Origin of the sequence: Pseudonocardia sp. (genome assembly GCF_050250275.1) — a bacterium.
Lineage (GTDB): Bacteria > Actinomycetota > Actinomycetes > Mycobacteriales > Pseudonocardiaceae > Pseudonocardia.
This window is the reverse complement of record NZ_JBFWOY010000013.1, coordinates 123,451-147,929: the sequence shown is the minus strand read 5'-3', so window position 1 is coordinate 147,929 and position 24,479 is coordinate 123,451. Positions and strand designations below refer to the sequence as shown.

Annotated in this window: 20 protein-coding genes; 9 read left to right on the top strand and 11 right to left on the bottom strand. The window is 69.8% G+C overall.

Annotation, left to right across the window (positions count from 1 at the left end; translation table 11 throughout):
• Positions 1-527: 527 nt before the first annotated feature.
• The gene (locus tag AB7F12_RS14165) at positions 528-3,500 is read right to left on the bottom strand and encodes an FAD-binding and (Fe-S)-binding domain-containing protein (protein WP_428517043.1); all 2,973 of its coding nucleotides are present in this window, start codon (positions 3,498-3,500) and stop codon (positions 528-530) included.
• 123 nt (positions 3,501-3,623) lie between these two features.
• On the opposite strand from AB7F12_RS14165, the gene AB7F12_RS14160 reads away from it, so the two are divergent.
• The gene (locus AB7F12_RS14160) at positions 3,624-4,283 is read left to right on the top strand and encodes a GntR family transcriptional regulator (RefSeq protein ID WP_428500544.1); all 660 of its coding nucleotides are present in this window, start codon (positions 3,624-3,626) and stop codon (positions 4,281-4,283) included.
• Between the two features lie 497 nt (positions 4,284-4,780).
• On the opposite strand, the gene AB7F12_RS14155 is transcribed toward AB7F12_RS14160, so the two are convergent.
• The 7 genes from AB7F12_RS14155 to AB7F12_RS14125 all read right to left on the bottom strand — a co-directional run bounded on the left by AB7F12_RS14155 (position 4,781) and on the right by AB7F12_RS14125 (position 14,178).
• Positions 4,781-5,947 carry an acyl-CoA dehydrogenase family protein gene (locus AB7F12_RS14155; RefSeq protein ID WP_428500543.1) on the bottom strand — a complete coding sequence of 389 codons (1,167 nt, stop codon included), beginning with the start codon at positions 5,945-5,947 and terminating at the stop codon, positions 4,781-4,783.
• Positions 5,948-6,083: 136 nt separating this feature from the next.
• Positions 6,084-7,634, bottom strand: a complete 1,551-nt coding sequence (locus tag AB7F12_RS14150) for an AMP-binding protein (RefSeq protein ID WP_428517042.1) — start codon at positions 7,632-7,634, stop codon at positions 6,084-6,086.
• Between the two features lie 11 nt (positions 7,635-7,645).
• On the bottom strand, positions 7,646-8,824 hold the full coding sequence (locus AB7F12_RS14145) for a thiolase family protein (protein WP_428517040.1): 1,179 nt from the start codon (positions 8,822-8,824) through the stop codon (positions 7,646-7,648).
• A gap of 66 nt (positions 8,825-8,890) precedes the next feature.
• The gene (locus tag AB7F12_RS14140; RefSeq protein ID WP_428496805.1) at positions 8,891-9,679 is read right to left on the bottom strand and encodes an SDR family oxidoreductase; all 789 of its coding nucleotides are present in this window, start codon (positions 9,677-9,679) and stop codon (positions 8,891-8,893) included.
• A gap of 135 nt (positions 9,680-9,814) precedes the next feature.
• The gene (locus AB7F12_RS14135) at positions 9,815-10,075 is read right to left on the bottom strand and encodes a hypothetical protein (RefSeq protein WP_428496804.1); all 261 of its coding nucleotides are present in this window, start codon (positions 10,073-10,075) and stop codon (positions 9,815-9,817) included.
• A 60-nt stretch (positions 10,076-10,135) separates the two neighbouring features.
• Positions 10,136-12,094 carry a hydantoinase B/oxoprolinase family protein gene (locus tag AB7F12_RS14130; RefSeq protein ID WP_428496803.1) on the bottom strand — a complete coding sequence of 653 codons (1,959 nt, stop codon included), beginning with the start codon at positions 12,092-12,094 and terminating at the stop codon, positions 10,136-10,138.
• Complete coding sequence (locus AB7F12_RS14125) at positions 12,091-14,178, bottom strand: hydantoinase/oxoprolinase family protein (protein WP_428496802.1); 2,088 nt, start codon at positions 14,176-14,178, stop codon at positions 12,091-12,093. The genes AB7F12_RS14130 and AB7F12_RS14125 overlap by 4 nt, the downstream gene beginning before the upstream one ends.
• 550 nt (positions 14,179-14,728) lie before the next feature.
• Here AB7F12_RS14125 and AB7F12_RS14120 point away from each other — a divergent pair.
• From AB7F12_RS14120 to AB7F12_RS14090, 7 genes are all read left to right on the top strand, one after another.
• The gene (locus tag AB7F12_RS14120; RefSeq protein WP_428496801.1) at positions 14,729-15,370 is read left to right on the top strand and encodes a TetR family transcriptional regulator; all 642 of its coding nucleotides are present in this window, start codon (positions 14,729-14,731) and stop codon (positions 15,368-15,370) included.
• A 377-nt stretch (positions 15,371-15,747) separates the two neighbouring features.
• Entirely contained in the window at positions 15,748-16,179 is a 432-nt protein-coding gene (locus AB7F12_RS14115; protein WP_428496800.1) for a GPR1/FUN34/YaaH family transporter, read from the top strand.
• Positions 16,124-16,636 (top strand): hypothetical protein, encoded by a 513-nt coding sequence (locus AB7F12_RS14110; RefSeq protein WP_428496799.1) that lies wholly within the window; start codon positions 16,124-16,126, stop codon positions 16,634-16,636. The genes AB7F12_RS14115 and AB7F12_RS14110 overlap by 56 nt, the downstream gene beginning before the upstream one ends.
• A 221-nt stretch (positions 16,637-16,857) precedes the next feature.
• The gene (locus tag AB7F12_RS14105; protein WP_428496798.1) at positions 16,858-18,069 is read left to right on the top strand and encodes a PucR family transcriptional regulator; all 1,212 of its coding nucleotides are present in this window, start codon (positions 16,858-16,860) and stop codon (positions 18,067-18,069) included.
• Between the two features lie 99 nt (positions 18,070-18,168).
• Positions 18,169-19,146, top strand: coding sequence for an NADPH:quinone oxidoreductase family protein (locus AB7F12_RS14100; protein WP_428496797.1), 978 nt, complete (start codon positions 18,169-18,171; stop codon positions 19,144-19,146).
• Positions 19,143-19,598 (top strand): FAS1-like dehydratase domain-containing protein, encoded by a 456-nt coding sequence (locus tag AB7F12_RS14095; RefSeq protein WP_428496796.1) that lies wholly within the window; start codon positions 19,143-19,145, stop codon positions 19,596-19,598. The genes AB7F12_RS14100 and AB7F12_RS14095 overlap by 4 nt, the downstream gene beginning before the upstream one ends.
• A complete protein-coding gene (locus AB7F12_RS14090) occupies positions 19,595-20,011 on the top strand; it encodes a MaoC/PaaZ C-terminal domain-containing protein (protein ID WP_428496795.1) in 417 nt (138 codons plus the stop codon). The genes AB7F12_RS14095 and AB7F12_RS14090 overlap by 4 nt, the downstream gene beginning before the upstream one ends.
• 31 nt (positions 20,012-20,042) lie before the next feature.
• Here AB7F12_RS14090 and AB7F12_RS14085 read toward each other — a convergent pair whose 3' ends face one another.
• The 3 genes from AB7F12_RS14085 to AB7F12_RS14075 all read right to left on the bottom strand — a co-directional run bounded on the left by AB7F12_RS14085 (position 20,043) and on the right by AB7F12_RS14075 (position 23,867).
• On the bottom strand, positions 20,043-21,209 hold the full coding sequence (locus AB7F12_RS14085; protein ID WP_428496794.1) for a CaiB/BaiF CoA transferase family protein: 1,167 nt from the start codon (positions 21,207-21,209) through the stop codon (positions 20,043-20,045).
• A 62-nt stretch (positions 21,210-21,271) separates the two neighbouring features.
• Entirely contained in the window at positions 21,272-22,276 is a 1,005-nt protein-coding gene (locus AB7F12_RS14080; protein ID WP_428496793.1) for an LLM class flavin-dependent oxidoreductase, read from the bottom strand.
• Position 22,277: 1 nt separating this feature from the next.
• Positions 22,278-23,867, bottom strand: coding sequence for a class I adenylate-forming enzyme family protein (locus AB7F12_RS14075; protein ID WP_428496792.1), 1,590 nt, complete (start codon positions 23,865-23,867; stop codon positions 22,278-22,280).
• Between the two features lie 383 nt (positions 23,868-24,250).
• On the opposite strand from AB7F12_RS14075, the gene AB7F12_RS14070 reads away from it, so the two are divergent.
• Complete coding sequence (locus AB7F12_RS14070; protein ID WP_428496791.1) at positions 24,251-24,448, top strand: hypothetical protein; 198 nt, start codon at positions 24,251-24,253, stop codon at positions 24,446-24,448.
• Positions 24,449-24,479: the final 31 nt, after the last annotated feature.

Below are 24,479 nucleotides of genomic sequence, written 5' to 3'. Positions count from 1 at the left end.
GTACAAGACCCACAACGAGTGGGACGACAAGTACACCCACTGCTGGGACGACAAGCGCTACGACGACTGCTGGGACGACAAGTCCTACGACGACAAGTCCTCGTGCCACGACCAGAGCTACAAGCACTGCAACGACGACTACAGCCACTCCTCGAGCAGCTACGGCCACCACTGAGCCTTCCCCGCGGACAACGCCCCCGGACCACCCGGTCCGGGGGCGTTGTGCGGTCGGGGGCGGCCGGAGTTCGTGCACGAGGTGAGGCGTGCGGTCCGAATGCTCGTCTCAGCGACGCGCACACCGCAGCCCACCTGCGGACCTGGTCGAATCCGGGCCGTTGGGTGCTGACGCCCGGGGCCCTGGTGGTGGCCGGCGTTCGTGACGGGGCGGCTCAGCGCGATCGCCCCGGCGGTGATCGCCGGTGTGCAGCTCGACCCGGAGTGGACCGGTCCCGGGCTGTTCGCCCTGTCCGCCGCGGCGATGCCGGCCCGCGGAGGGCGATCCGTGTCGCGGAGTTTGCTCCGCCCGGTCAGACGCCTCGGCCGTCGGCGCCGGGCCGAGATGAGCGTGCTCCGCCGCCGTGCGCCGGCAGTGGCTGCACCGCATGCCTCGGATCGGACAGCGAAGGCTCGTTCGATCGACGCTCGGGGCGCGTGGCGCGCTCGAGCACTTCCAGAACGTGCACGTAGGGCTGCCCGGTGGCACGGGTCATTCCGAGCTCACAGGTGCGGTTGCAGGATGCGTAGGCCTCGTGTGGGTCAGCGTTGATCTCGGCTGCCTGCTCTCGTGTCGCGGACGCGGTGAGTTCCGGGTGCAGGAGTCCCCGGTCGCCTGCGAAGCCGCAGCATCCCCAGCTCTCGGGAACGCGAACCGTTGTCGCGACGGCATCGGCGATGGCGCGCAGCACGGGGACGAGACCCATTCGCGTGGCCGAGCACGTGGGATGGAGCGCGAGGTCGGCCACGGGCGCGGTCACGGTCAGCCGCGGCAACAGTCGCGTCGCGCAGAACTCGACCGCGTCGATGACGTCGATCGAGTGAAAGCGCTCGGCGCCGTGGTCCACCATCTGCCGAAGTCCTTCTGTGCACGACGACGCATCGGTGACGACGGGTAGTGCTCCGTGAGAGCTCGCCTCCCAGAGTGCGGGGAGGACCCGAGCCGACATCTCGGCATAGCCGCGGGCCATACCCTTGGACCGCCATGGAGTGCCGCAGCAGAGTTCGCCGGCTGCGGGCGGAAGTCGGAGGGTGATCCCGGCGCGATCGCACAGGGCGGTGAAAGCCGCCGAGGCCCCCGGGCTGCCTGCGGTGGCGGGACCGAACATCGTCCCGGTGCAGGAAGGGAAGAAGACGGCATCGGCGGGCTGAGCAGCACGATCGTGCTCGGCCGGGAGACCGGTTCTGCATCCTCCCGCAGGTAGCTCCGGGGACCACAGTGGAACGGTCTCATGGCCGCCGAGGGCACGGCCCACACGGTTGACCGCTTCGACCGCCGGCGTCGGCAGCGCGGCTGCGACGGTCAGTGCCGTTGACGCCGCGCGGGTCGCGATGTCCCAGTGTCGCGCCGCGACCTTCCACGCCGTCTCGGATGCGTGACCAGCCCGGTCGGATCGGAGTCGCTTCACGAGATCGCCCGTGTTGATCGTGACAGGACAGACGGTCTGGCACATGCCGTCCGCAGCGCACGTCTCGACGGCGTCATAGGTGTACTCGGCCTCGAGCCGGCCGGCGAGCTCGCTGTCGCCGTCGAGGTGCGCCCGTTCGATCTCGCGGCGCAGGACGATGCGCTGGCGCGGTGTGGTGGTCAATTCTCGGCTGGGGCAGACGGGTTCGCAGAATCCGCACTCGACGCAACGGTCGGCTTCGGGCTCGATCGTGGGGGTGGTCTTGAGGTCGCGCAGGTGTGCCTCCGGGTCGTCGGAGATCACGACGCCCGGGTTCAGCACGTTGTCGGGGTCGCAGAGTCGCTTGATCTCGCACATGACGGCGTAGAGCTCGTCGCCGTACTGGCGGCGGACGAACGGAGCCATCATCCGGCCGGTGCCGTGCTCGGCCTTGAGGGATCCTCCCTGATCGAGGACGAGGTCGACCATGTCGTCGGTGAAGCGCTGGAACCGGCCCAACGACGCGTTGTCGCCGGCGAGACGCTCCGTGAGCATGAAGTGGATGTTGCCGTCCTTGGCGTGACCGAATATGACGGCATCGGAGTAGCCGTGGCGGTCGAACAGAGCCGTGAGCCGCTGACAGGTGGCGAGCAGCCGTGGCACCGGGACCACGACGTCCTCCAGCAGAGCGGTCGTGCCGCTCGGCCGCGCCTCGGCGACCATCGCGTAGAGGCCCTTGCGGATGTGCCACATGTCGGCACGGTCGGCTGCGTCCGCACTGAGGTCGCGCGGCCCGGTGACCGGGAGCTTCTCGATGGCGGACTGCGCAGCGGCGGCGAGTTCGTCGACCTCCTGGCAGGTCGTGGCCTGATACTCCACGAGCAACGCGGCATGGTCCTTCACGGCCAGGCTGCGCAGGACCTCGCCCGCGGCGGAGTCGCGCTGCCCGACCCGCAGCGAGGTTGCGTCCAGTAGTTCGATCGAGGTCGGCGCGGAGTCGACCAGATCGGGAAGCGCACCGGTGGCGGCAGACAGGTTCTCGAAGATCAGAAGCCCGGTCCGGGCGTAGGGCAGTGCCGGGACGGTCCGCAACACGACGGACGTGATGAACGCGAGCGTGCCTTCGCTGCCGACAACGAGATGGGCCAGGATGTCGGCCGGCGTGGCGAAGTCGACCAGGGCGTTGATGCCATAGCCCATCGTGTTCTTCATGGAGAACTGTCGCGTGATGCTGTTCCGCAGCTCGCGGGAACCGCGGACACGATCACGAAGCCGGCCGAGTCCCGCATACAACTCGGGTTCGAGTGCGCGCAGAGTGGTGTCCGCGTCCGGTGTACCGGTGTCGATGACGCTGCCGGACGGGAGGACGATCACCATCGACTCGAGAGTGGCGTAGCTGTTGGCGGCGGTTCCGCAGGCCATCCCGCTGGAGTTGTTGGCGACGACCCCGCCCACGGTGCAGGCCACCTCGCTCGCCGGATCGGGCCCGAGCTTGCGGCCGAATCCGGCCAGTCTGGCGTTGACCTGTCGAACCGTGGCACCGGGCCCGACCCGGACCCGGAGCCCGCCGTCGAGCACCTCGATGGTGCGGAAACGTGCTCGGGTGTCGACGAGGACGCCGGCCGTCCCGGCCTGGCCGGACAGGCTCGTGCCGCCGGAACGGAAGGTCAGGGCAAGGCCGGCGGTCTTGGCCGCAGCGAAGAGACGGCCCACGGCCTGCGCGTCGTGCGGGCGTGCCACGGCAGCAGGGACGAGGCGGAAGTGCGATGCGTCGTGAGCGTGGGCCAGTCGGTCCGAGAGGCGGTCGTGGACGATGCAGTGTCCGCGCAAGGCCTCGTGCAGGTGCTGCAACGAGGTCTTCGTCCCGACATCGGCACGCGGGCCGCGGCTCCATGACATTGCTTAGTTGTATGACAACATGACTGGGACCGTCAAACGTTCGTTGCAGTCTCGACCGCGGCTCGCTGTCTCGAGGTGTCGGCTAGCCTGACCATGGCGAAGCATCGACGAAAGCAGGAGTGTGTGAGCCGGCTCAACGCGATGACGGTGACCACCTCATTGATCGCCACCATGCGCGCGGAGATCCTCGACGGCGACCTGGAGCCGGACCGCGCTCTGTCGGAGAACGAGATCGCCGCGGAGTACGGGGTGTCTCGCCCCACCGCCCGGGTCGCGATCACGCAGCTCGAGCTGGAGGGTCTCCTGCGCCGGTCCGGTCGCCAGCAACCGGCCCGGGTGCCGCGCCTGGCGGCTGCCGACGTCGAAGATCTCTTCCTCGTGAGGATGCCGCTCGAACTCGAGGCGGTCCGCCTCGTGGCGGATCGGGCCGCACCCCTGACGACGGCCGCACAAGCGGTCGACGACCTCCGCTCGATCGCCGCCACCGCCCCCCACAGTGCCTTCGTCGATGCAGATCTGAGGTTTCACCGCGCACTCGTCGACGCCGTGGGCAGCCCCCGTCTGGCCGCGCACTACGAGCGCCTGAGCGGCGAGATTCATCTGTCCATGGTCCAGTCACGGCTGATTCTCGGCCGGGACCGAATCGTCGCCGAGCACGATGCGGTGCTCGAGGCACTCGGACACCACGACACGGCGCAGGCGCAGATGCGGATGCAGAACCATCTGGCCGCTGCCCGGGACGCGATGGTGGCGCATCTGGGGATGGACAGCGCGCCCAGCTGAAGCACACCACGCCCCCCACCGTGCCGGCTGTAGCCCAGCTCTCGCGCAACAGCCGGCTCAGGTGCCGCACGCTCGGTCCCGCGCGGTGAACCAGGGCCGCGAGGCTGTGGCCCGCGACCGGATCGGCGACGATCTCGTCGCGCAACATACGCAGGCGCGGCTGCCAGGACCGGGGCGTCCACGCCGGAACCGGCATCTTCGGCGCGATGCCGCGCTGCAGGGTGGACCCAACCAGCTTGCGGCCGCCCGGCGGGTGGTGGCGCGCCGGCCGTCACCCGCTGCTCGTCTGCAGGATCCCCAACGGCACGACAGTTCGGGGCTCCCGAACGCGACGCTGCCGAGATCGGCCCCTACCCGCTACGCCCGCGGCGCCCGGGAAGCCGGCCGACGAGGCACAGGTGCGCCACGCGGCTGACCCGGGACCTTCGCGCGACATCTCGACGACCGCCGACCCGTGGCGTCGGCGGCCGTCGGCGCGTGCGCCTGCGGGTGAGCAGCTACGGAGCCGGGCTGTCGAAGGCGTCGTCGAACCGGAACCCGTCGAGCAGCTCGCGGGCTGCGACGAGGTACTGCACGGTCGGAGGGCCCTCCTCGAGCCAGTTCAGCCGGGCATCGCGGTAGAGACGTTCGATGGGGTACTTGCGGGTGTAGCCGATCCCGCCGTGGACGAGCAGCGCCCGGTCGGTGACCCGCCCGACCGCCTCCAGGCCGAACTGTTTGAGCAGGCTCGACTCGGCCGGTACTCGCTGGTCGCGGTCCCATTTCGCCGCCACGTCGGCGAGCATGCCGCGCAACGCGTAGACGTCAGCGGCCATCTCGGCGAGGTAGCGCTGGATGGCCTGCCGCTGCGCGATGGGCTTGCCGAAGGTCACCCGCTCCTTGGCGAACGCGAGGGACAGTTCCAGGGCGCGGCTGGCAGTGCCCAGCGAGGACGCCGCGATGAACACCCGGCTGATCTCGAGAGCCCGTTCGAGATGGGCGATCCCGTCACCCTCAGCGCCCACGAGGTTCGCCGCGGGGACCCGGACGTCGGTGAAGGTGAGCTCGCCGTGCTCGGCGCCCTTGCAGCCCATCGTCTCCGGCAGGGCCGCGATCGTGAACCCGGCGGCGTCCCGGGGAACGATGATCGCCGAGACCTCGGTGGGCGCGGTCTTGGCCAGCACGAGGAAGTGCGATGCGATGTCGGAGTTCGTGATGAGCCACTTGCGGCCATTGAGAACGTAGTGGTCGCCGTCGCGGTGGGCCCGGGTCGACAGGTCCATACCGGTGCCGTTGCCCGGTTCGGTCAGGGCGAAGGCCAGCGACTTCGCGCCGGTGGCGGCACCGGGGAGGATCGCGCGCTTCTGCTCGTCGTTGCCGATCTCCGAGAGCGCATGGGCGAAGGAGTTGTGGACGTGGACGATGGTCCGGATGCCACCCTGGATCTTGGCGAACTCGGCGAGGATCGGCAGGTACTGGGCGATCGACAGCCCCGCCCCGCCGTACTCGCGGGGCACGATCAGCCCGAACGCACCGCAGGCCTTCAGGGCGGGCAGGACGATGTCGTGTGGGATGGTCTCGGTGTCCTCGATCTGGTGCTCGAGCGGGTCGAGCTCGTTCCAGATCGTGGTGAACACCGTCTCGCGCAGCTTGGCGTACTCGTCGGCGGGCAGGCCAACAGTCACGGATTTCCTCCTCGTATCCCCAGAAGCCAGCACCGTCAGCGAAGTGGACGGCGCTGGCGCGACACGTCGCGCTCCCCGCGGTGGCGGGGCGCGCGACCTCGTTCACGCGCCGGCGCGCCCCGGCCCCACACGGGCCTCACACATCGCGACCCACCTTCTCGAGCCGGTGCTTCTGCACCTTCCCCGAAGTCGTCCGCGGAAGCGGCTCGGTGGTGATGCGGTAGACGCGCGGCACCTTGAAGCCGGCGACATGGGCGCGCAGGTAGTCACGAACGGACTCGGAATCGGTCGTCGTCCCGTCGCGGACGACGACGTGAGCGACGCCGACCTCCCCCCACTTCTCGTCGGGTTCGCCGACGACGGCGGCCTCGACCACATCGGGATGCGCGGCGAGCACGCGCTCGATCTCGGCCGGGTAGACGTTGAGACCACCAGAGATGATCATGTCCTTGGCCCGGCCCGCCATGTGGACGAAGCCGTCCTCGTCGTAGCTCGCGAGGTCGCCGGTGTGCAGCCAACCGTTTTCGAGGGCCTCCGCGGTGGCGTCCGGCTTGTTGTAGTAGCCGATCATGTTCGCGGGCGAGCGGCAGATGATCTGCCCGACCGTGTTCGGGGGCACCTCGACGTCGTTCTCGTCGACGATCTTGATGACGGCTGCCGAGCACGCCTTGCCCGTCGACCCGCTCCGGGTGGCGGCGTCCTTGCCGGACATGAGCAGCATCAGCGTCGGGAACTCGCTCATGCCGTACACCTGCAGCACGTCGCACGCGGGCAGCTTCGCCTTGAGGCCCTCCAGCGACGACGGCGGCACCGGCTCCCCGCCCGAGAGCACCATGCGCAGCGTCGACGTGTCGTACCTGTCGAGTCCGGGGTGGTCCAGCACGCGCTTGAGCACCGTCGGCACCAGCAGCACCTTGGTGACGCCGTGCCTCTCGACCTGCTCGAGGAAAGCGCCCGCGTCGAACCCGGTGCTGCGCCCGAGTACCACTCGCCCACCGCGCCAGAGCGTCGCGAGGGCACAGTCGTGGAACCCGGCGGCCCAGCACAGCGCCGGCACGACGTAGTAGACGTCGTCGGTGCGCAGGTCGAAGTCCACGATCTGGTGGTAGGAGTTCCACAGCACCGTCGAGTGGGTGTGCATGGCGCCCTTGGGGAAGCCCGTGGTGCCGGAGGTGTACTGCAGCAGGAACAGGTCGTCGGCACGGACGTCGGGCAGGGAGAAGGCCGCGGCGGTCCCGGGCTCGGCCACGAGGTCCTCGTAGGCCGTGCCGAGCCGGGTGCGCTCCCCCACCTCGACGATCGTCCGGCCGGTGAGGTGGTCGACGATCGGCGCGACGGCGGGGGCGAGCGCGTCCTCGACCACGACCCAGCGGGAGTCGGAGTCCTCGATGATGTACTGCATCTCCGAAGGTGCCAGCAGGTAGTTGACCGGGACGATCACCCCGCCGAGCTTGGCCAGTGCGAAGAACAGCTCGACCCACTCGAGCCGGTTGTACATGATCACCGAGACCCGGTCGCCCTTGCGGAAGCCGGCCGCCGCCATCCCGGCGGCCAGCGCCGTCGAACGCGCGTCCAGCTCGCCGTAGGTCATGTCACGGCCGTCGAAGGTCAGGGCCGTCGTGCCGGGTCCGGCGCCGGCGTCGGTGACGGCCTTGGTCAGGAGGTCGCGCAGGGTGTAGGCGTCCATCTCGGGTGTCCTCAGATCCGCTCGATGATCGTCGCGTTCGCCATCCCGCCCCATTCGCACATGGTCTGCAGGCCGAACCGGGCCCGGCGGTGCTCGAGCGCGCCGACGAGGGTGGTCAGGATCCGGGCGCCGCTCGCGCCGAGCGGGTGCCCGAGGGCGACGGCGCCGCCGTGCACGTTGAGCCGGTCGTGCTCGACCTTCATGTCCTGCATCCAGGCCAGTGGCACCGAGGCGAACGCCTCGTTCACCTCGAACAGGTCGATGTCGTCGACGGTCAGACCGGCCCGTTCGAGTACCTTCCGCGTTGCGGGCACGACACCCATGAGCATCACGATCGGGTCGTCACCGACCACGGCGGTCTCGTGTACCCGCGCCCTGGGCGTCAGGCCGAGCTGTTCCGCTTTCTCGGTGCTCATCATCAGCACACCGGCTGCACCGTCGGTCAGCGGCGAGGAGTTGCCGGGGGTGATCTTCCAGCCGATCTCGGGAAACCGTTCTGCCGCGGCGTCGCTGCGGAACGACGGCCGCAGCCCGGCCAGGCCCTCGACCGTGGTCGACGCCCGGATGGTCTCGTCGACGGTCAGCTCCGGCGCCTCCGTCACCATGACCAGGTCCTTGGTGAACGTCTCAGCGGCCGCGACCGCCCGCTGGTGCGACGCCGCCGAGTAGGCGTCGAGCTCGTCGCGCCCGAGCTGCCAGCGCGCGCAGATCAGCTCTGCGGAGATGCCCTGTCCCACGAGCCCGCCCGGGAAGCGACGCGCGATGCGCTCACCGAGATGGTCGGCGCCCTGCGCGTCGGAGTGCATCGGCACCCGCGACATCGACTCCACGCCACAGGCGATGACGACGTCCGCCGCACCCGCCCGGATGGCGTGGGCGGCGAAGGAGACCGCCTGCTGGCTGGACCCGCACTGGCGGTCGACAGTGGTGCCCGGCACCGTCAGCGGGAAACCCGCCGCGAGGACCGCGGACCGGGTCGGGTTGACGGCCTGCTCACCGGACTTGGTCACACATCCGCCGATGACGTCGTCGACGAGGGCCGGGTCGATCCCGTTGCGTTCGACCAGGGCGGTGAGCACGTCCGCGAGCAGCGCCACCGGGTGGACGTGGTGGAGTGCACCCCCCTTCTTGCCCTTGCCGACGGGGGTGCGCAGCACGTCGACGATGACGGCGTCGCGTGGGGTGCTCATGGAGTCTGCCTTTCCGGGGCGGAGGCCCCTTGTTACGGGCACAGCGAGAACCGCGAGGACGGCGGCTCAGCCGCTGCGGTGCGTGCCGATCGGCAGCAGCGACGGCAGCGCCGGCATCGGCGTGCCGGTGCGGCCCCCGGGCACCCCCGGGAACTGGTAGGGCAGCGGGGCGCGCCCGGGCTGCACGACCACGACCTCGCTGGGGTCGGCGCCCAACGCACAACCGACGAGCGCCGCCGCGACGTCGGGGACCCGGACGAGCGGGAACTCCAGGCGGTCGAGCTCCTCGCGGGCGGCGCCGAGCATGGCGGTGTCGACCAGCCCGGGGCACACGGCGTGCAGACCCACTCCACGATCACGCAGCGTCGGGGCGTACCCCCGGACGAGACCGATGATCGCGTGCTTCGTCATTGCATACACGGGATCGAACGGGACCGCGGTGAGACCGGCCAGCGAGGAGGTCACGACGGCGTGCCCGCGCGCCGACTGCAGCAACGGCACGAGCGCACGCAGCCCGAACACGACCCCGTCGACGTTGACCGACCACGCGCGGCGATAGGACGAGAGATCGAGGGTGACGACGTCGGCCTCGCCGAGCGCGACGCCGGCATTGAACAGTGCGGCGCTCAGCGAGAGGCCCTGCCCGGTGATGTGGTCCACGACGCAGCGCCACGCGTACGGGTCGCCGACATCGAGGGGCACCGAGGTACCACCGACCTGCGCAGCGGTTTCTCGGGCACCGTTGCGGTCGATGTCGGCCACCACGACGTGCAGGCCGTGGCCCGCCAACTGGCGAGCCGCCTCGCGGCCGATGTCACCGGCGCCGCCGGTGACCAGTGCTGCCGCGCGGTTCACTGTCGGCCGTCCGCGCGGTCCAGCGAGTCATACGTGCTCATCAGGCGCCTTTGCAAGAGATCCGGTCGGAGGGCAGAACGACAGCCCGGGAGGCGCCCCGACCGGGTCCGGTCGGGGCACCTGCCGCGGGGAGCGTCAGCCGGCGCGTGTGCCCGACCAGCCCCAGGTGGCGGGCCGCCACGGCGGCCAGTGGTCGTCGTCGGCGGGGACGTCGACAGCCAGATGGTGGAAGCAGTCCTGACACTTGGTCACCATGCGTGGGCCGGTGTAGTTGGCGACCGGGTACCGGGCCACCGAGGTGGATCCGCACTCCGGGCAGGTCGCGTCGACCGGTACCCGGGTGACGTAGATGCGTTCCTCGGTCGGCCGGGGGAAGAGCATGCGCTCAACGCCCATGGCGGGCTCCTTCCTGGACGGTGCCACCCGGCGCCGCGGGACGCCGGTGGGTACGGGAGTTCACGCGGTCCTCCATTCGAGCGGGCAGGCGGTCGGGACCGACCACTGTCCGGCCTCGCGAGCGGCGGCGAGCTCGGCCCGCCGGGCCGTCGTCGCCGCCTCGTCGACCGTCGTGTCGTCGGAGAAGACGACGCCGTAGGCCTTCTCGCTGTACCGGCGGGTGTGCATGCCGTCGAGGACGTCGTCGAGCACGTCGGCGGTCGGCCGGGCGAGCGGGTCGCCCCAGCCGCCGCCGCCGCCGATGATCACCCGGATCGCCTGGCCCGGCTCGAGCACGATGCCGGAGACCTTCGCGCTGGCGTACTTCGTGCCGAGACCGAAGGTGCCGCCGTCGGGCGTCGGGATGCCCTTGTCGTCGAACATCCCGAACAGCGGCTCGGCCGCGCGGAGGTCGAACACGTCCAGGCTCGCCGGGTCCTTCGCGTCGAAGTCCGGGATCAGCCAGCCGTAGAACGGCATCCCGCGCCCGCCGCCCTTGGTGCCCGGCGTGCCGATCCGGGTGCGGTCGCCGGTCACGGTGATCGCGGTCTCCGACAGCGCGGTGATCGTGTAGACCGCGCCGTTGCCGCCACGGTGCTGTCCGGCGCCGCCCGAGTCGGGCATGATCTCGTGCTGCACCACGACCAGCGGCGACTCCCGCTCGACGTGCTCCTGCACCGAGGTGCGGCAGTTGCCGATCGCCAGTGTGCAGAACGTGAGGCCGTCGCCCTTCCAGGTCGCGCCCCAACCGCCTCCGGCCAGCGCGAACGACGCCCACGGGTTGCCGACGTGACCGGGCCGGTCGTCCACACCGCCGAGGGTGAGCATGCCCAGGGTGCCGGAGTCACAACCGATGGCCTTGTCCCCCATCGCCTTCCCCATCGCCTGCGCGACGAGGTTGACGATCCGGCCACCGATGTCGACGTGGTTGGACACCGATGTCGGCGGCAGCGAGCAGACAGCACTACCGGGCGGCAGGATCGACTCGATCGGCCGCAGCGTCCCGCTGTTGACCGCCGAGGTCGGGTCGACGATGAACTTGATGCCCTCGATGCACCGGGTCGCTTCGCACCACGCGGTGCCGACGTTGCCCAGCGGTTGCCGGCCCGTCCCGGAGTAGTCGACCTCGATGGAGTCGCCGCGCTTCTTCAGCGTCATCACCAGCGGCACCGACTCGCCGGTGACGCCGTCCTCGTCGATGACGTCCTCGGCCGTGTAGTCCCCGTCGGGGATCTCGCGGATACCGGCGCGCATCGCGGCCTCGGTCATCTCGATGCCGTAGACGGCACCCTTGTGGACGAGCTCGGGGTCGTACTTGCCGATCAGCTCGCGCAGCCGGCGCTCACCGATGACCAGGCAGCCGTTGAGCGCCCGGACGTCGCCGAGCACGGAGGCGGGGACGCGCACGTTCTCCAGCAGGTAGTTGAACGCAGACTTGACCGGCCGGTCGTTGGCGTAGAGCAGCGTCGGCGGGAACCGCAGCTGCTCCTCGAAGGCCGTCTGGACGCCGTTGGCGAAGCCGCCCGGGATCGGGCCACCGAGGTCGACCACGTGCGAGGTGGAGTGCAGCACGAACTCCGCGCGCCCGTTGATCCGTACCGGGCGCAGGATGTTGATGTCCGCGCAGTGGATGGCGCCCCGCCACGGGTCGTTGACGAGGATGACGTCGCCGTCGTCGAGGTGCTCCTCGTCCCACTCGTTCATCGTGAAGTTGCAGATGTGCTGGGAGGTGAAGGCGTGCTGCATGCAGCCCTCCCAGCTCGCGACCATCTCCCAGCCGTTCTCGGTGCGCATGTGGATGGCGGCGGTGCAGTCGTTGATGTCGCGGACGATCGGTGAGAACGCCGAGCGCATCAGCGCCTGGTGCATGTCACGGGCGACCTCGATGAGGCCGTACCGGATCGTCTCCAGGTCGATCAGGTGCTGCGCGTCGCCCTCGGCCACGCTCCGTGCACCGGCGGACTCGATCGTGCTGGTCATGCGCTGTGCCCGTCCTTTCCGTCGGTGACGATCCGGAGAATCCCGGCCGCGTCCTGCGTCGCCGTGGAGCCGGCCTGCACGACGGTGGTGGCGTAGTCCTCCACGATCAGGGCCGGGCCCGACACCCCCTCGCCGACCGGCAGCAGGTCCCGCTTGTAGACGGGGGCGCTGTCGTGGGTCACGCCCTCGAGGCGGACCGTGGCGCGCCGCAGGACCGGATCACCCTCGCCGGCGTGCGACACATGCTTGGGCAGGGTCGCGCGAGGTGCCCGCCCGGTGACCTCGACGGTGGTCACGATGATCGGCAGTTCCTCGGCGCTGAAGCCGTAGCGCTGCTGGTAGAAGTCGTGCACCAGGCCGGTCATCTCCTTGATCCGGACGTCGTCGATCTCGCCCGGCGTGATGTCGAGCCGGTTGTCCCAGGTCTGGCCCGAGTACATGGCGAAGATCGCGCGCTCGAAGACGATGTCCTCCTTCGCCGCCCCCTGGGTGCCGAGGCTCGTGGTGATCTGCTCCTCGAGCTCGGTGAAGAGTCCCTCCCAGTCGGTCCCGTTCTGGGTGGACAGCACGGTCATCGGCGAGCGTGCGGCCGACACCCGCAGGTCGCTGGTGAGCAGACCGAACGCGGAGAACTCACCCGGTGCCTGCGGGACGACGACCTTGTCGACCCCCAGCTCACGGGCAACCTGGTGGGCGATCATCGGGCCGGCCGAGCCGAACGCCAGCAGGCCGAAATCGCGCAGGTCCAACCCACGGTAGGTCGAGATGGACCGGATCGACCCTGCCACGTCCGAGCACGCCAGCCGGTAGGCGCCGTCGGCAAGCTCCTCGACCGACATCCCCAGCGGGTCCGCGACGGTCTTCAGGGCGGCGCGGGCCTTCTCGATGTCCAGTGTGAGTGCGCCGCCGGCGAAGAGGTCGGGCTGCAGGATGCCGAGTACCACGCAGGCGTCGGTCAGCGTGGGGCGCTCACCGCCCCGACCGTAGGACGCAGGCCCGGGGACCGAGCCGGCGGACTCCGGGCCGACACGCAGGGTGCCGACCGAGTCGATGTGCACGATGCTGCCGGCCCCGGACCCGACCGACCCGACGTCGACCACCGGCATCGTCATCGTCAGCCCGAACTCGACCGCCCACGTGTCGGTCATCGGCGTCGCCGCGTCACGGACTGCCGCGACATCGGTGCTCGTGCCGCCCATGTCCATGGTCAGCAGGTTGCTGTCACCCGATGCACGGGCCAGGTCGACCGACCCTGCCACACCGCCCACCGGCCCCGAGACCAGCTGGAACACCGGCGCCTTGGAGGTCTCCGCGACCGATCCGACACCGCCGTTCATCGTCATCATCCACAGGGTGCCGCGGAAGCCCGCCGTGGACAGAGCATCTTCCAGGCGGTTGAGGTAGGTCGTGACGATAGGCCCGACGTAGGCGTCGAGCGCGACGGTGACGGTGCGTTCGTGCTCCTTGGTGACCGGGTAGATCTGCGAGGTCTGGATGTAGACCTCGGGCAGCTCCTCGCGAAGGATCTCCGCAGCCTGCTGCTCGTGGCTCTGGTTGAGGTAGGAGTTCAGGAAGCAGATGGCCACGGATTCGATACCGGTGTCGCGGATTCGCGCGGCGACCTCGCGGACCTGATCCTTGTCGAGGGGAACGACCTCGGCTCCGTCCCAACCGATCCGTTCCCGGATTCCGAAGCGGTGTCGCCGTTGGGCCACCGGGCGCTCCTGATGGGGGCGCAGCCAGGTCGGGTCGTAGAAGTGGGGGCCGAACTCGCGATCCATGCGACCGATGTCGAGGAGGTCGCGGTGGCCCTCGGTCGCCAGGAGTGCAACCGATGCGCCCTGGCGGCTCAGGACCGCGTTGATGCCCGATGTGTGCCCGTGGACGATCTCGGCGATGTCGCCGAGCGGTATGCCCAGACCTCCCAGGGCTGCCAGTACGCCGTCCTGCAGCTGGCCGCGAGTGGTGAGGACCTTGTGATCGCGCGTTTCGCCGGTATCGCGGTGCATGGCGATGACATCGGTGAACGTTCCACCGACGTCGACCCCGACCCACCACGGCAGCGTGGCGTCAGAATTCGCCACGAGAGCTCCTTTCGCTTAGCTATGACGAGCGACGTTGCTCGACACACGCCACCAGTCGCGTGCGACGCCGGCCGGAGGACCGGCCGAGCACCTGAGTGCCGTGAAGCCGAGTGAAGGCGCGGCCGCGTCGCGGACGTGCCCCACGGGCGCCTCGCTGAGGCCTAATGCTCGATCTGTTCGTGCCGGTATACGCCCGACTGCTCGCCTCGCCGAGATGCCCGCATGTGGCCCGACCGTGTGTTCGTGCAGGTCAGGCCCGAGGAGCACATCGTCCTGGCGTGGCGCACGGTCGAGACTGTACGAGTATTGACCGATCGGTACAACCCCCGATGCGGTGCCGCCGACAGGCTCGACCGGCGGATGATGGAGGGAGTCGATTTCGGGACCGGGTCCGCCGGGGCGTTGACAACGATGTACTTCCGCAGGGCGGCCACCGCGGGCTAGCGTGCGGGCCCGCGTGAGATTCCCGGTCCGACGAGCTCGGCTCCTCTCGGCCCGCTCCCCTGCCGGGAGCCCGATACGCGCACCAATCAGGAAGGGCTCGATCTCGATGGATTCGTCAGGCGACTCGTCTCGAGAGTCCACCAGGGAACGGATTTTGCGTAAGGCTGCCGAGCTATTCGCGGAACGGGGCTTTCATGGCACCAGCGTCGCAAGGATTGGAGAAGCTGCCGAGGTGCAGCGAGGCGCGCTCTATTATCACATCGGCTCGAAAGAAAACCTACTCTACGACCTGTCGAAACGTCATGTCGAGGAGGCCCTGGTCCGCGGACGCGCCGTCGTTGCCAGCGATCTCCCGCCTGTCGAGAAGATGCGCCGACTCGCCTTCGAACACCTCAGCGCCGTCGCCGCGCGGCGGGCCGAGGTCACAGTTGTGATGCGGGAAATGCACGCGCTCACCGGCGACCGCGCCGAACGACTGCGCGCCCTTCGCGCCGAGCACCAGTCACTTTTCAAGACGGTGTTGCAGGAAGGCGTCGATCTGGGAGTCTTCCGAGAGGCCGACTCCGTGTCGGTCCTGGGCATTCTCGGCGCGCTGAACTGGACGTACGTATGGTTCGATCCCGCACGAGGCCTGGGGGTCGAGGCGCTCGCGGAACGGCTGACCGACATGATCCTGCACGGGCAGCTGACTGCCGAGGCGTCCACCGAGGTCGACTCCGGCGGACCGGTCGAACGGGTTATTGCATAGACCAGCTACCGCGGACGACATCACGCCGACAGGCCGCGATACAGCTAATTCTCGAAATGGCAGGCCCCGCACGGGTGGTGTATGAAGCGCCGCCGTGTGCGGCCACGGTGTCGACCTTCCCTCGTTGCTGCAGCCATTGTCGGGCCGGCTCGGACACGGCCGGTCACGTGCGGAGAACGTTCGCCGCTCGGCCCTGCGCGAGCCTCGGCGCAAACGGTTGTCCCGAGAACGGGGCACCGTGCGTTCGCGCTCCGAGAACAACCGCCTCGATAGTCGGGGAACGCGACAGCACATCACCTTCTGACGCCGCTAGCGTCTTTCCGACAGCAACTCATCGACTCGGGAGAACGTCGCAGCTCGCTGCATCACGTCGACGCGTGCCGACCGGAGAAGGCCGGAGCGCCGTCGCGAGCATCGTCGCGATCTTCGGCGCGTTCTGGACGAGCTTCGGGTTCCTCGTCGTCGACCTCGTCAACAATCTGTTCGGTGTCTCCTCCGAGACCACCGTCGCGGCGACCCAGGTCCAGCCGATCCAGGCGACGTTCCTGATCGCCTGGCTGGTCGTGTTCGTGACCCTGACCCTCGCAACACTGCGGCTGCCGCTGGCCGTCACGCTGCTGTTCGCTCTCGTCGACATAGCTGTCGCGCTCGTCCTCGGTGGTGTACTCGGCGGCTCGACCATGCTCCTCGCCCTGGGGTGGAGTCGCTGTCTTCGCATTCTGCCTCGTCGGCATCCATCTCTACTTCGACGGGATGGACGGCGAGCTCGGCGGCGCGCCCCGGCCGCTGGGCGCCCGGCCCGGCTGTGACAGCGGTGTCGACGGTCCGGCGGCGACCGAGCATCCGTTCCCGGACGACACCGACATCGTCGTGCGGGAGCGCATCGGCACCCGCCGCAGCGTCGTGCTGATCGTCGACGTCTCGGGGTCCATGCGGGGCGAGAAGGTCCGCATGTCGGCGGCGACCGTCGCCGCGCTGGCCGGTGACCTGGGAGAACACGAGCTCGCGCCGTCGCCTTCTGGTCGGACGCCGTGGTCAGCTGGCCGGGTCCGCATGTTGCAGGCGCTTCACGGGGGTGGTGGCCATCGCGCGGCGCTCGGTGAACAGGGTCACCACGGACAGCCCACGTCGTCGCCGGAGCCGTCGCGAATCCCGGCGCCGGCGCAGCGAATGCCGCCGCGCGGTGTCGCAGATTCGTGTACCGATCGGTCTAACACTTGCGGGTCGGCGCCCTATACTCCTTGCGTCAGCGACGAGGAGTGCTGAGCAGAGCCGGGCGTGTGCTCATGCCGGGCGGCCGGGCGAGGCACGATGTTCTCCTCACCGAGGAGGAACATGGGTGCAGAGGCGTCCGCAGGACCGGCGCACGGTGCCGGGGACGGCCGCGGTCTGCGGGTCCTTGCCCGGGTGAACCGGCTGCGCGAGGCTGCGGCCTGTCGCGCGGGTCGGCCGGCGACACCGACCCCGGCCCGGGGGCGTGCCCGCTGATGGACATCGACCACGTCGACGACCTGTTCGACGTCGCGGACGCCGTGGCCAGGATCGTCGGCGGGCCCGTCGTGATCGAGGACCTCGACTTCCGGGTGCTCGCGTACTCCACCGTGGCCGGGCAGCCCAATGACGAAGCGCGACGCTCGGCGATACTCCACCGGCGCACCCCTGATCGTTGGCTGCGGTGGATGGAGGAGTCCGGGGTCCGCGCCAAGCTGCTCAGCAGCGAGGAGATCGTGCAGCTGGAGTTCCCCTGGGCGACGTTCCTCCCGCGCTACATCCAGCCGATCCGCGCCGCCGACACCCTCGTGGGCTATCTCTGGGTCATGCAGGGCGACGTCGACCTGGCGCCGGACTTCGCGCGCCTCGCCAAGGACTTCGCGGCCGCGCTGGCACCCGAACTGGCCAGGCGCAGCCGCGCACTCACCGAGAACCCGGGCGGACAGGTACTCCGCCAGTACCTCGGCGGGGGGCTCGCCCCCTCCCGATTCGCGGAGATCATGGGTGTCGCGGAGGACTCGGCGGTGGCGGTGGTCGCCATCGAGGTCGAGGCGGCGACGCCGGAGGCCGTCGTTCTGCGGAGCCGGGCGATGCGCATCCTCGCGATGCACATGCAGGTTCACGGCCCGCCGTCGCTGGTCGGCAACGTCGATCAACAGCTCTATCTCCTGCAGACGATGCCGAACCGCGGGCACGTGCTCGACCTCGACAGCCTCCTCCGCCAGGTCGTCGCCCATCTCGAGCGTTCGCTGCGAACCCGTGTCCTCGCCGCGGCAGGCGGCCTCCACCAGGGGCTGGACAACGCAGGCGCATCACGGCAGGAGGCCGACCTCGCGCTGATGGCGTTGAAGAGCGAGCCGGGCGGCGACACCATCGGCCGCTTCTCCGCGATGCGCTACCGCATCGTGCTCCACCAGCTCCGGGCCCACCTTCGTGCGAACCCGCACCTGGTTCGTGGCGTCACCGATCAGCTCGCCGACCACGACCGTCGGCACGGGACCGAGTACGTCTCCACGCTCGACGCCTATCTCCGGTCCTTCGGTGACATCCGGGAGGCGGCCGCCCGTCTCCACATCCATCCGAACTCGCTGCGCTACCGCGTGCGGCGGCTCTCCGAGCTGGGCGGGCTCGACCTGGAGGACCCCGACGTGAGGCTCGTGCTGCAACTCGTCCTGCTGGCCGAGGGCAGCCCTGGTCCGATCGGCTGAACCGGGGGCCGGAACTTCGTGCGTTGCGACGGAGATCCGGGGGTGGCCCGCGCCCCATCATCGATCGGGCCACGTCGCCGACGAACCCGGAGTTCTCCTGTGCAGAACGAGATCCGCAGCTTGCAGGTCGTCGACCTGATCGGGCCCGATGGTCTTCGGCTTCGTGCGGCACCGCGCCCCGGGCCCGGCGACGGCGATGTGGTCGTCGACGTCCGCGCGGCCGGTGTCACCTTCCCCGACCTGCTGATGACCCGGGGTCTCTACCAGCAACGGCCGGACCTTCCGTTCGCTCCCGGGCTCGAGGTTGCCGGTGTGGTCGCCGCAGCCGCCGCGGGCAGCGGGTTCTCCGCCGGGGACCGCGTGATCGCCTACACCGGAACCGGCGGCTACGCGGAGGCCGTGGCCGTGCCGGGCCACCACGTCGTCCCGCTCTCACCGGACACGGACTTCGTCGTCGGCGTCACCCTGATGGTCAACTACCAGACCGCCTACTTCTGCCTCGTCGAACGTGGCCGGCTCACTGCGGGTGAGACGATCGTGGTGCACGGGGCCGGCGGTGGCGTGGGTACTGCGGCGATCCAGGTCGCTCTCGGGGTGGGGGCCCGGGTGATCGCCGTCGTGAGCGACGACGCCAAGGAGGAGGTCGCGCGCCGGGCAGGTGCGACCGAGGTCCTGCGGACGTCGTCGTGGCAGTCGGAAATCCGTGAGCTGACCGACGGCGGGCCTGCCGTCGTCTATGACCCGGTGGGCGGCGCCCGGTTCGAGGAGAGCGTCCGCGTGCTGCGTCCGGGCGGCCGCATCCTGGTCATCGGGTTCGCCAGTGGCTCCATCCCGCAGATCGCGGGCAACCGGCTGCTGCTGCGCAACATCGAGGTGGTCGGCGGCGCGTGGGGCCATTTCATCCCGCACGATCCAGGGATGCCGCGGCGCGTCGGCGCCGCGCTCGACACGATGCTCGCGTCGGGGGTGGTCCGGCCACTGGTCGAGGCCGTATATCCGCTGGCCGACGGTGCCGCCGCCCTGCGCGACATGGAAGCACGGCGCACGCGCGGCAAGTCGGTCCTGGTGGTCGGATGAGCACCGGGACCGATTGCCGCGTGGGCCTCGAGGTCGCGCCCTGGTCCTACCAGGTGGGCCGGGAGAAGATCCGCGAGTTCGCGCGGGTGCTGGGCCATCGTGAGGCCTGGTACTACGACCCGGAGGCGGCGAGGGCCGCCGGATTCCGCGACGTGGTCGCGCCGCCGATGTTCGCCGTGGTGTACGGCCGGTGGATGGAGCCGCTGATCATGGAGCCGGCGCTCGGTGTGGACTACCGCCGGATGCTGCACGGCGCGCAGGAGTTCAGCTTCGGCGCGCCGGTGTGCTCCGGCGACGTCGTGACGACGACGGCCCGTGTGGACGGTGTCTCCAGGAAGAAGGACCTGACGTTCTTCGTGCTGTCCTCGGTCTCGCTGGTGCAGTCCGGGTCCGGCGCAGCACTGGCATCGGAGGGTCGCTGGACGATGATCGTCCGGGGTGGCAGGGAATGAGCGGGGCAACGTCGAACGGGCACTTCCACGCGGTCGTGACGCCCGACCGCTACTTCCCGCACCGCTACGCCGGTGCCGCCGAGGACTTCAACCCGCTCCACATCGACGCCGAGGCCGCTGCGAGTGTGGGCCTGCCGGGCAACATCCTGCACGGGTTGTCCACCCTGGGGTTGGCCGCGCGGCTGTGTCTGGAACAGGTCGGCGGGGATCCGCGCGCGTTGACACGGATCTCGGTGCAGTTCCGCGGCGTCGGGGTGCCCGAGGAGGAGATCGAGTTCTCGGGCATCGTCGGTGTGTCCGCCGGTGCAACGTCCGTGCACTTCACCGCCTCCCAGGGTGATCGCACGGTGCTGCGTGGCGGCGTCGCCGAGTTCCGCGACGACGCCACCGCCGCGGCCCCGCCGGCCCGGTAGGCGCAGCCGGCGAGGCCGGAGGCGGCGAGGGTCAGTCGGTGGGGGCGGGAACCGCCACCGCGGCGCCCGACGCGATGACCGCCTCGAGCTCCTCGTGGGAGTATCCCCAGTCGGCGAGCACGTCCCGGGTGTGCTGGCCGGGGCTGCACGGTGGGGACTGGATGGCTCCAGGGGTACGGCTGAAGCGCGGCACGGGGGCCGGCTGCAGTTGGCCGAAGTCGTCGACGTAGGTGCCACGCTCGACGAGGTGCGGGTGCTTGGCAGCCTCGTCGAACCCGAGGACGGGTGCGAAGCACACGTCGGTCCCCTCCAGCATCTCGCACCACTGGTCCCGGGTGCGTTCCCGGAAGATCTCGGCGAGCCGGCTGTGCAGTTCGGGCCACCGACGGCGGTCGTCCTGGGGCCACTCCGCGGCATCGAGACCGAGCTTGTCGAGCAGCAGCGCGTAGAACTGCGGCTCGATGGACCCGATGGTGATGTACCGACCGTCCGCGGTCTCGTAGGAGTCGTAGTAGGGAGCTCCTCCGTCGAGGAAGTTGCTCTCCCGCTCGGGTACCCAGACACCCATGTTGGTGAATCCGACAATGCTGGTGGCGAGTGCCGCGACTCCGTCGGTCATCGCGACGTCGAGCACCTGTCCCAGCCCGGACCGGTCGCGCTCGACCAGCGCCGCGGCAACGCCGAACGCCAGCAGCATCCCGCCACCACCGAAGTCACCGACCAGGTTGAGCGCGGGCGGCGGAGGGCTACCACGCCGTCCCATCGCCGCCAGAGGACCCGCCAGGGCGACGTAGTTGAGATCGTGGCCGGCCACGGTGGCGAGCGGGCCGGTCTGGCCCCACCCCGTCATCCGGGCGTACACCAGCCCCGGATTACGCGATGTCGCTGCGTCCGGCCCGATCCCGAGCCGCTCGGTGACCCCCGGGCGGAAGGGATCGAGCAGGACGTCCGCGCGGTCGATCAGCCGCAGCGCGACCTCCACGCCGCGAGGGGACTTCAGGTCGAGGGCCACCGAGCGACGCCCCCGCAGCAGCAGGTCCTGGTCGTGCTGCTGATGCTCGCCGAGGGCCGCACGCGGCGGACGGTCGATGCGGACGACCTCGGCCCCGAGGTCGGCCAACATCATGGCCGCGAAGGGGCCGGGGCCGATGCCACCCAGTTCGACAACCCGGATTCCGGTCAGCGGTCCCGCGTTCATCGCGCTCCTGTTCGACGGTTCGGTGGACGGGCGCGCGCCACCGGCAGGAGGTGCGCCGTTCGTCATCGGGCGAGGCTCGCGGCCAGACGGAACGACTCCTGCACCTCGGCCTCGTCCATGCGGAACGGGATGAGGTGCAGGACCGGGACGCCGGGGTAGCCTGCGTATCGCTTCAGCTGCTCACGACATTCGGCGACGGTCCCCGCGATCGCGAACCGGTTGATCATGTCGTCGGTGACCACATCCTCGGCCCGATCCATCTCCTTCTGCCGCACGAGGCCCGCTATCGTGTCGGCCTCGGCGGCGAAGCCTTCCTCGGAGTACACCGCCCGATAGTGGGGATACTGGGTCAGATAGACGAGGCTGCGTCTGGCCATCGCCCGGGCCCGTTCGGAGTCGGTCGACACGCAGCAGGCCAGGTAGTACCAGATCGTCAGGTCGTCGAGCGTTCGGCCGCGCCGGGCCGCTCCACGCTCGAGGCGGGCGACGGTCTGCTCCATCGTCCGTTCCGAGTGCAGCGCGCCGACCACCACGCCGTCGGCGACCTCCCCGGCCAGCGTCTGCATCGCAGGGCCGACCGCAGCCAGGTGTACGGGCACCCGCACCGCGGCGTCGGCGAACGGAAGCTGGTACCGCTTGACGGAGAAGATCTCGCCCGAGTAGGTGAACGGCCCGTCTTCCGGCGAGGCGAGCACACCCCGGACGACGTCGGCGAACTCGCGGGCGCGGCGCAACGGCCTGTCGTAGGGGACGCCGAACCAGCGCTCGACGACGAAGGAGGCGCCGAGGCCCAGACCGAGGCTGAACCGCCCGGGCCCCAGCTCCGCGAGCTGCGCCGCCTGCTGGGCGACCACCACCGGGTTCACCGGATAGATCTGGGAGATGGCGGAACCCACCCCGATGGTGGACGACCCGAGCAGCGCTGCGGTCATGGGCACGACCGGTTCGCGCCAGGCCTCACCGAAGAACACGTGTTCGACGCCGCCCGCTTCGAGGGTGCGGACGAGGTCGACCTGAACGGCGAGCGGGGTGGATGCGAACACGAAGGACGCGGCGAGTTTCGGCATGTCAGGAATCTGCCTTCCGGTCCCACAGGTTCGTAGCAGTCCGGACGTCGCGGGTCACGGTGCTGCGGTCGGTCTTGCCGTTGGCGAGTTTGGGCAGCGGTTCCGTGCGCACGTCGAGATAGCGCGGCACCTTCCACGTCGACAGTCGCTGTGAGCACCACCCCACGATGTCGTCCTGGGTCAGTTCCTGGCCCTGCCGCCCGACGACGACCGCACACACCTCCTCGGTGTAGATCTCGTCCTCGACCCCGGTGACGAGGCACTCCTCGACGGCCGGGTGGTCCATGATCGTGAACTCGATCTCTTCTCCTGCGATGTTCTCGCCGCCGCGCTTGATGACGTTCTTGAGACGCCCGTGGAAGTAGGCGTTGCCCGCCGTGTCCATGGAGCACAGGTCGCCGCTGTGGACCCATCCGTCGCGCAGTGTCGCGTTCGTGTTCACGGGGTCGCGGTGGTACTCGATCATGACGTCGGGGTGCCGGAAGCACAGCTCGCCGAGCTCGCCGGCCTCCACGGGCGTCCCGTCCGGCGCCAGGATGCAGATCTCGGCGGAGTCCGGTACCGGCTTGCCGATGATCTTCGGAGGATGCTCGGAGGTCCCTGGTGCCTGCAGGGTGCCCATCCCGGAGGTCTCCGTCATCGCCCACGTCGTGCAGATGTCGACACCGAACCGGCGGCAGAAGGCCTCGTTGCGGACGTGGGAGAACATCACCCGCATCGGGTTGTCGGCGTCGTCGTCCGACGGCGGGGCGGTCATGAGGATGGACAGCTGGGTGGGCATCAGGAGCGCGAGGGTCGCACCGGAGCTGCGCACGTCCGACCAGAAGGACGTGCGGGAGAACCTGGGGACGAGGACGAACGGGCAGCGTGCGGCGATCGCCGGCGCCAGCATCATGTGCGTCGCGGCGGTGTGGAACAGCGGCATGGCGCAGAACATCCGGTCGCCCGGCCCCATCCCGAGCCGCTCGGCGATGCCGCGGCCGGCCTGCGCGAACCCGGCGGCAGGCTGGACGACGCCCTTCGGCCGGCCGGTGCTGCCCGAGGTGTACCGGATGGACATGGCGGGCTCACGGTGCGCGGGCTCGGGAGGTCGGTCCTCGCGCCGACCTCGCAATGGCCCCAGGTCGCCCGCTGCGTCGGGGACGACGATCACCTCGACGTCGGCGCCGTCCTCCCGGCGCGCGAGGACGGCCGCTGCGCGGACTGCCGGCTCGTCCGTCGGGTCGGTGACGACGCACCGGGGTGCGGCGTGGCCCAGCACGTACGCGGTCTCGTGTGCGGTGGAGCCGGGGATCAGGGGGATGGTGACGGCGCCGATCTTCTGCGCGGCCAGCTCGAGGAGCAGGAGCGACAGACCGTGCGGCAACTGGTAGGCCAGACCGTGGCCTGCGCGGACCCCTCGAGTGAGGAGTCCGTCGGCAACGCGGTTGCACGCTGCGTCGAACTCCGCGAACGACCATGCCCGCTCGCCGTGGACGAGGAACAGAGCGTCAGGGGCGTCATCCACAGCGGCCTCGAAGAACTGCCGAACGGTGGTGTGTTCCGCGGGCAGGTTCTCGATCGTGCGTGTGCCCGGATGGGTGGGCGGCATTGCTCACCTGCCTCGTGATTGACCTGGGCGTCAACACCTAGCACCTCACGTGGAGCCTCCACAAGGCTTTTCTGTACCGATCGATACACTCGGGGCACGCACCCGGTTCGACAGCCGGTGACTTTCGTCGATTCGCGAGGCCCGACATCTCGTGAATCTTCTACGATCGTCGACGGCGACCGGGGCCACCGGTCCGCGCGCCACGGGCCGCGTTGTGCTTGGCCGATCGGACAAGCGTTGGTGGGACATCTCTGGCACTGGCACACAGACGACGGCACGTCGCCTGGCTCACACTCCTCAACACGGCAATCAGTGCCGACGCCGGCGCCGAGCCCGGTGCGCGGCGCCTCCCGAGTCGACAGCGAAGGCGGAGGACGACAGACATGGACACGATCGACGTCCCCCGCGAGGAGATGATCGAGCGGGTCGCGACGTTCACCGACCTGACCCGCTCCGTCGGCGGATTTCCCGACAGAAACGTCCCCGGCTGCGAACGCACCCTGCTCGACGTCATCGGGTTCGCCCCTCGGAAGGCTCCGACCTCGGCTACGTCGAGGCCCAGCCCGGCCACGGTGTCATGAGCCACCACCACGACACCAAGCCCGAGGCCGT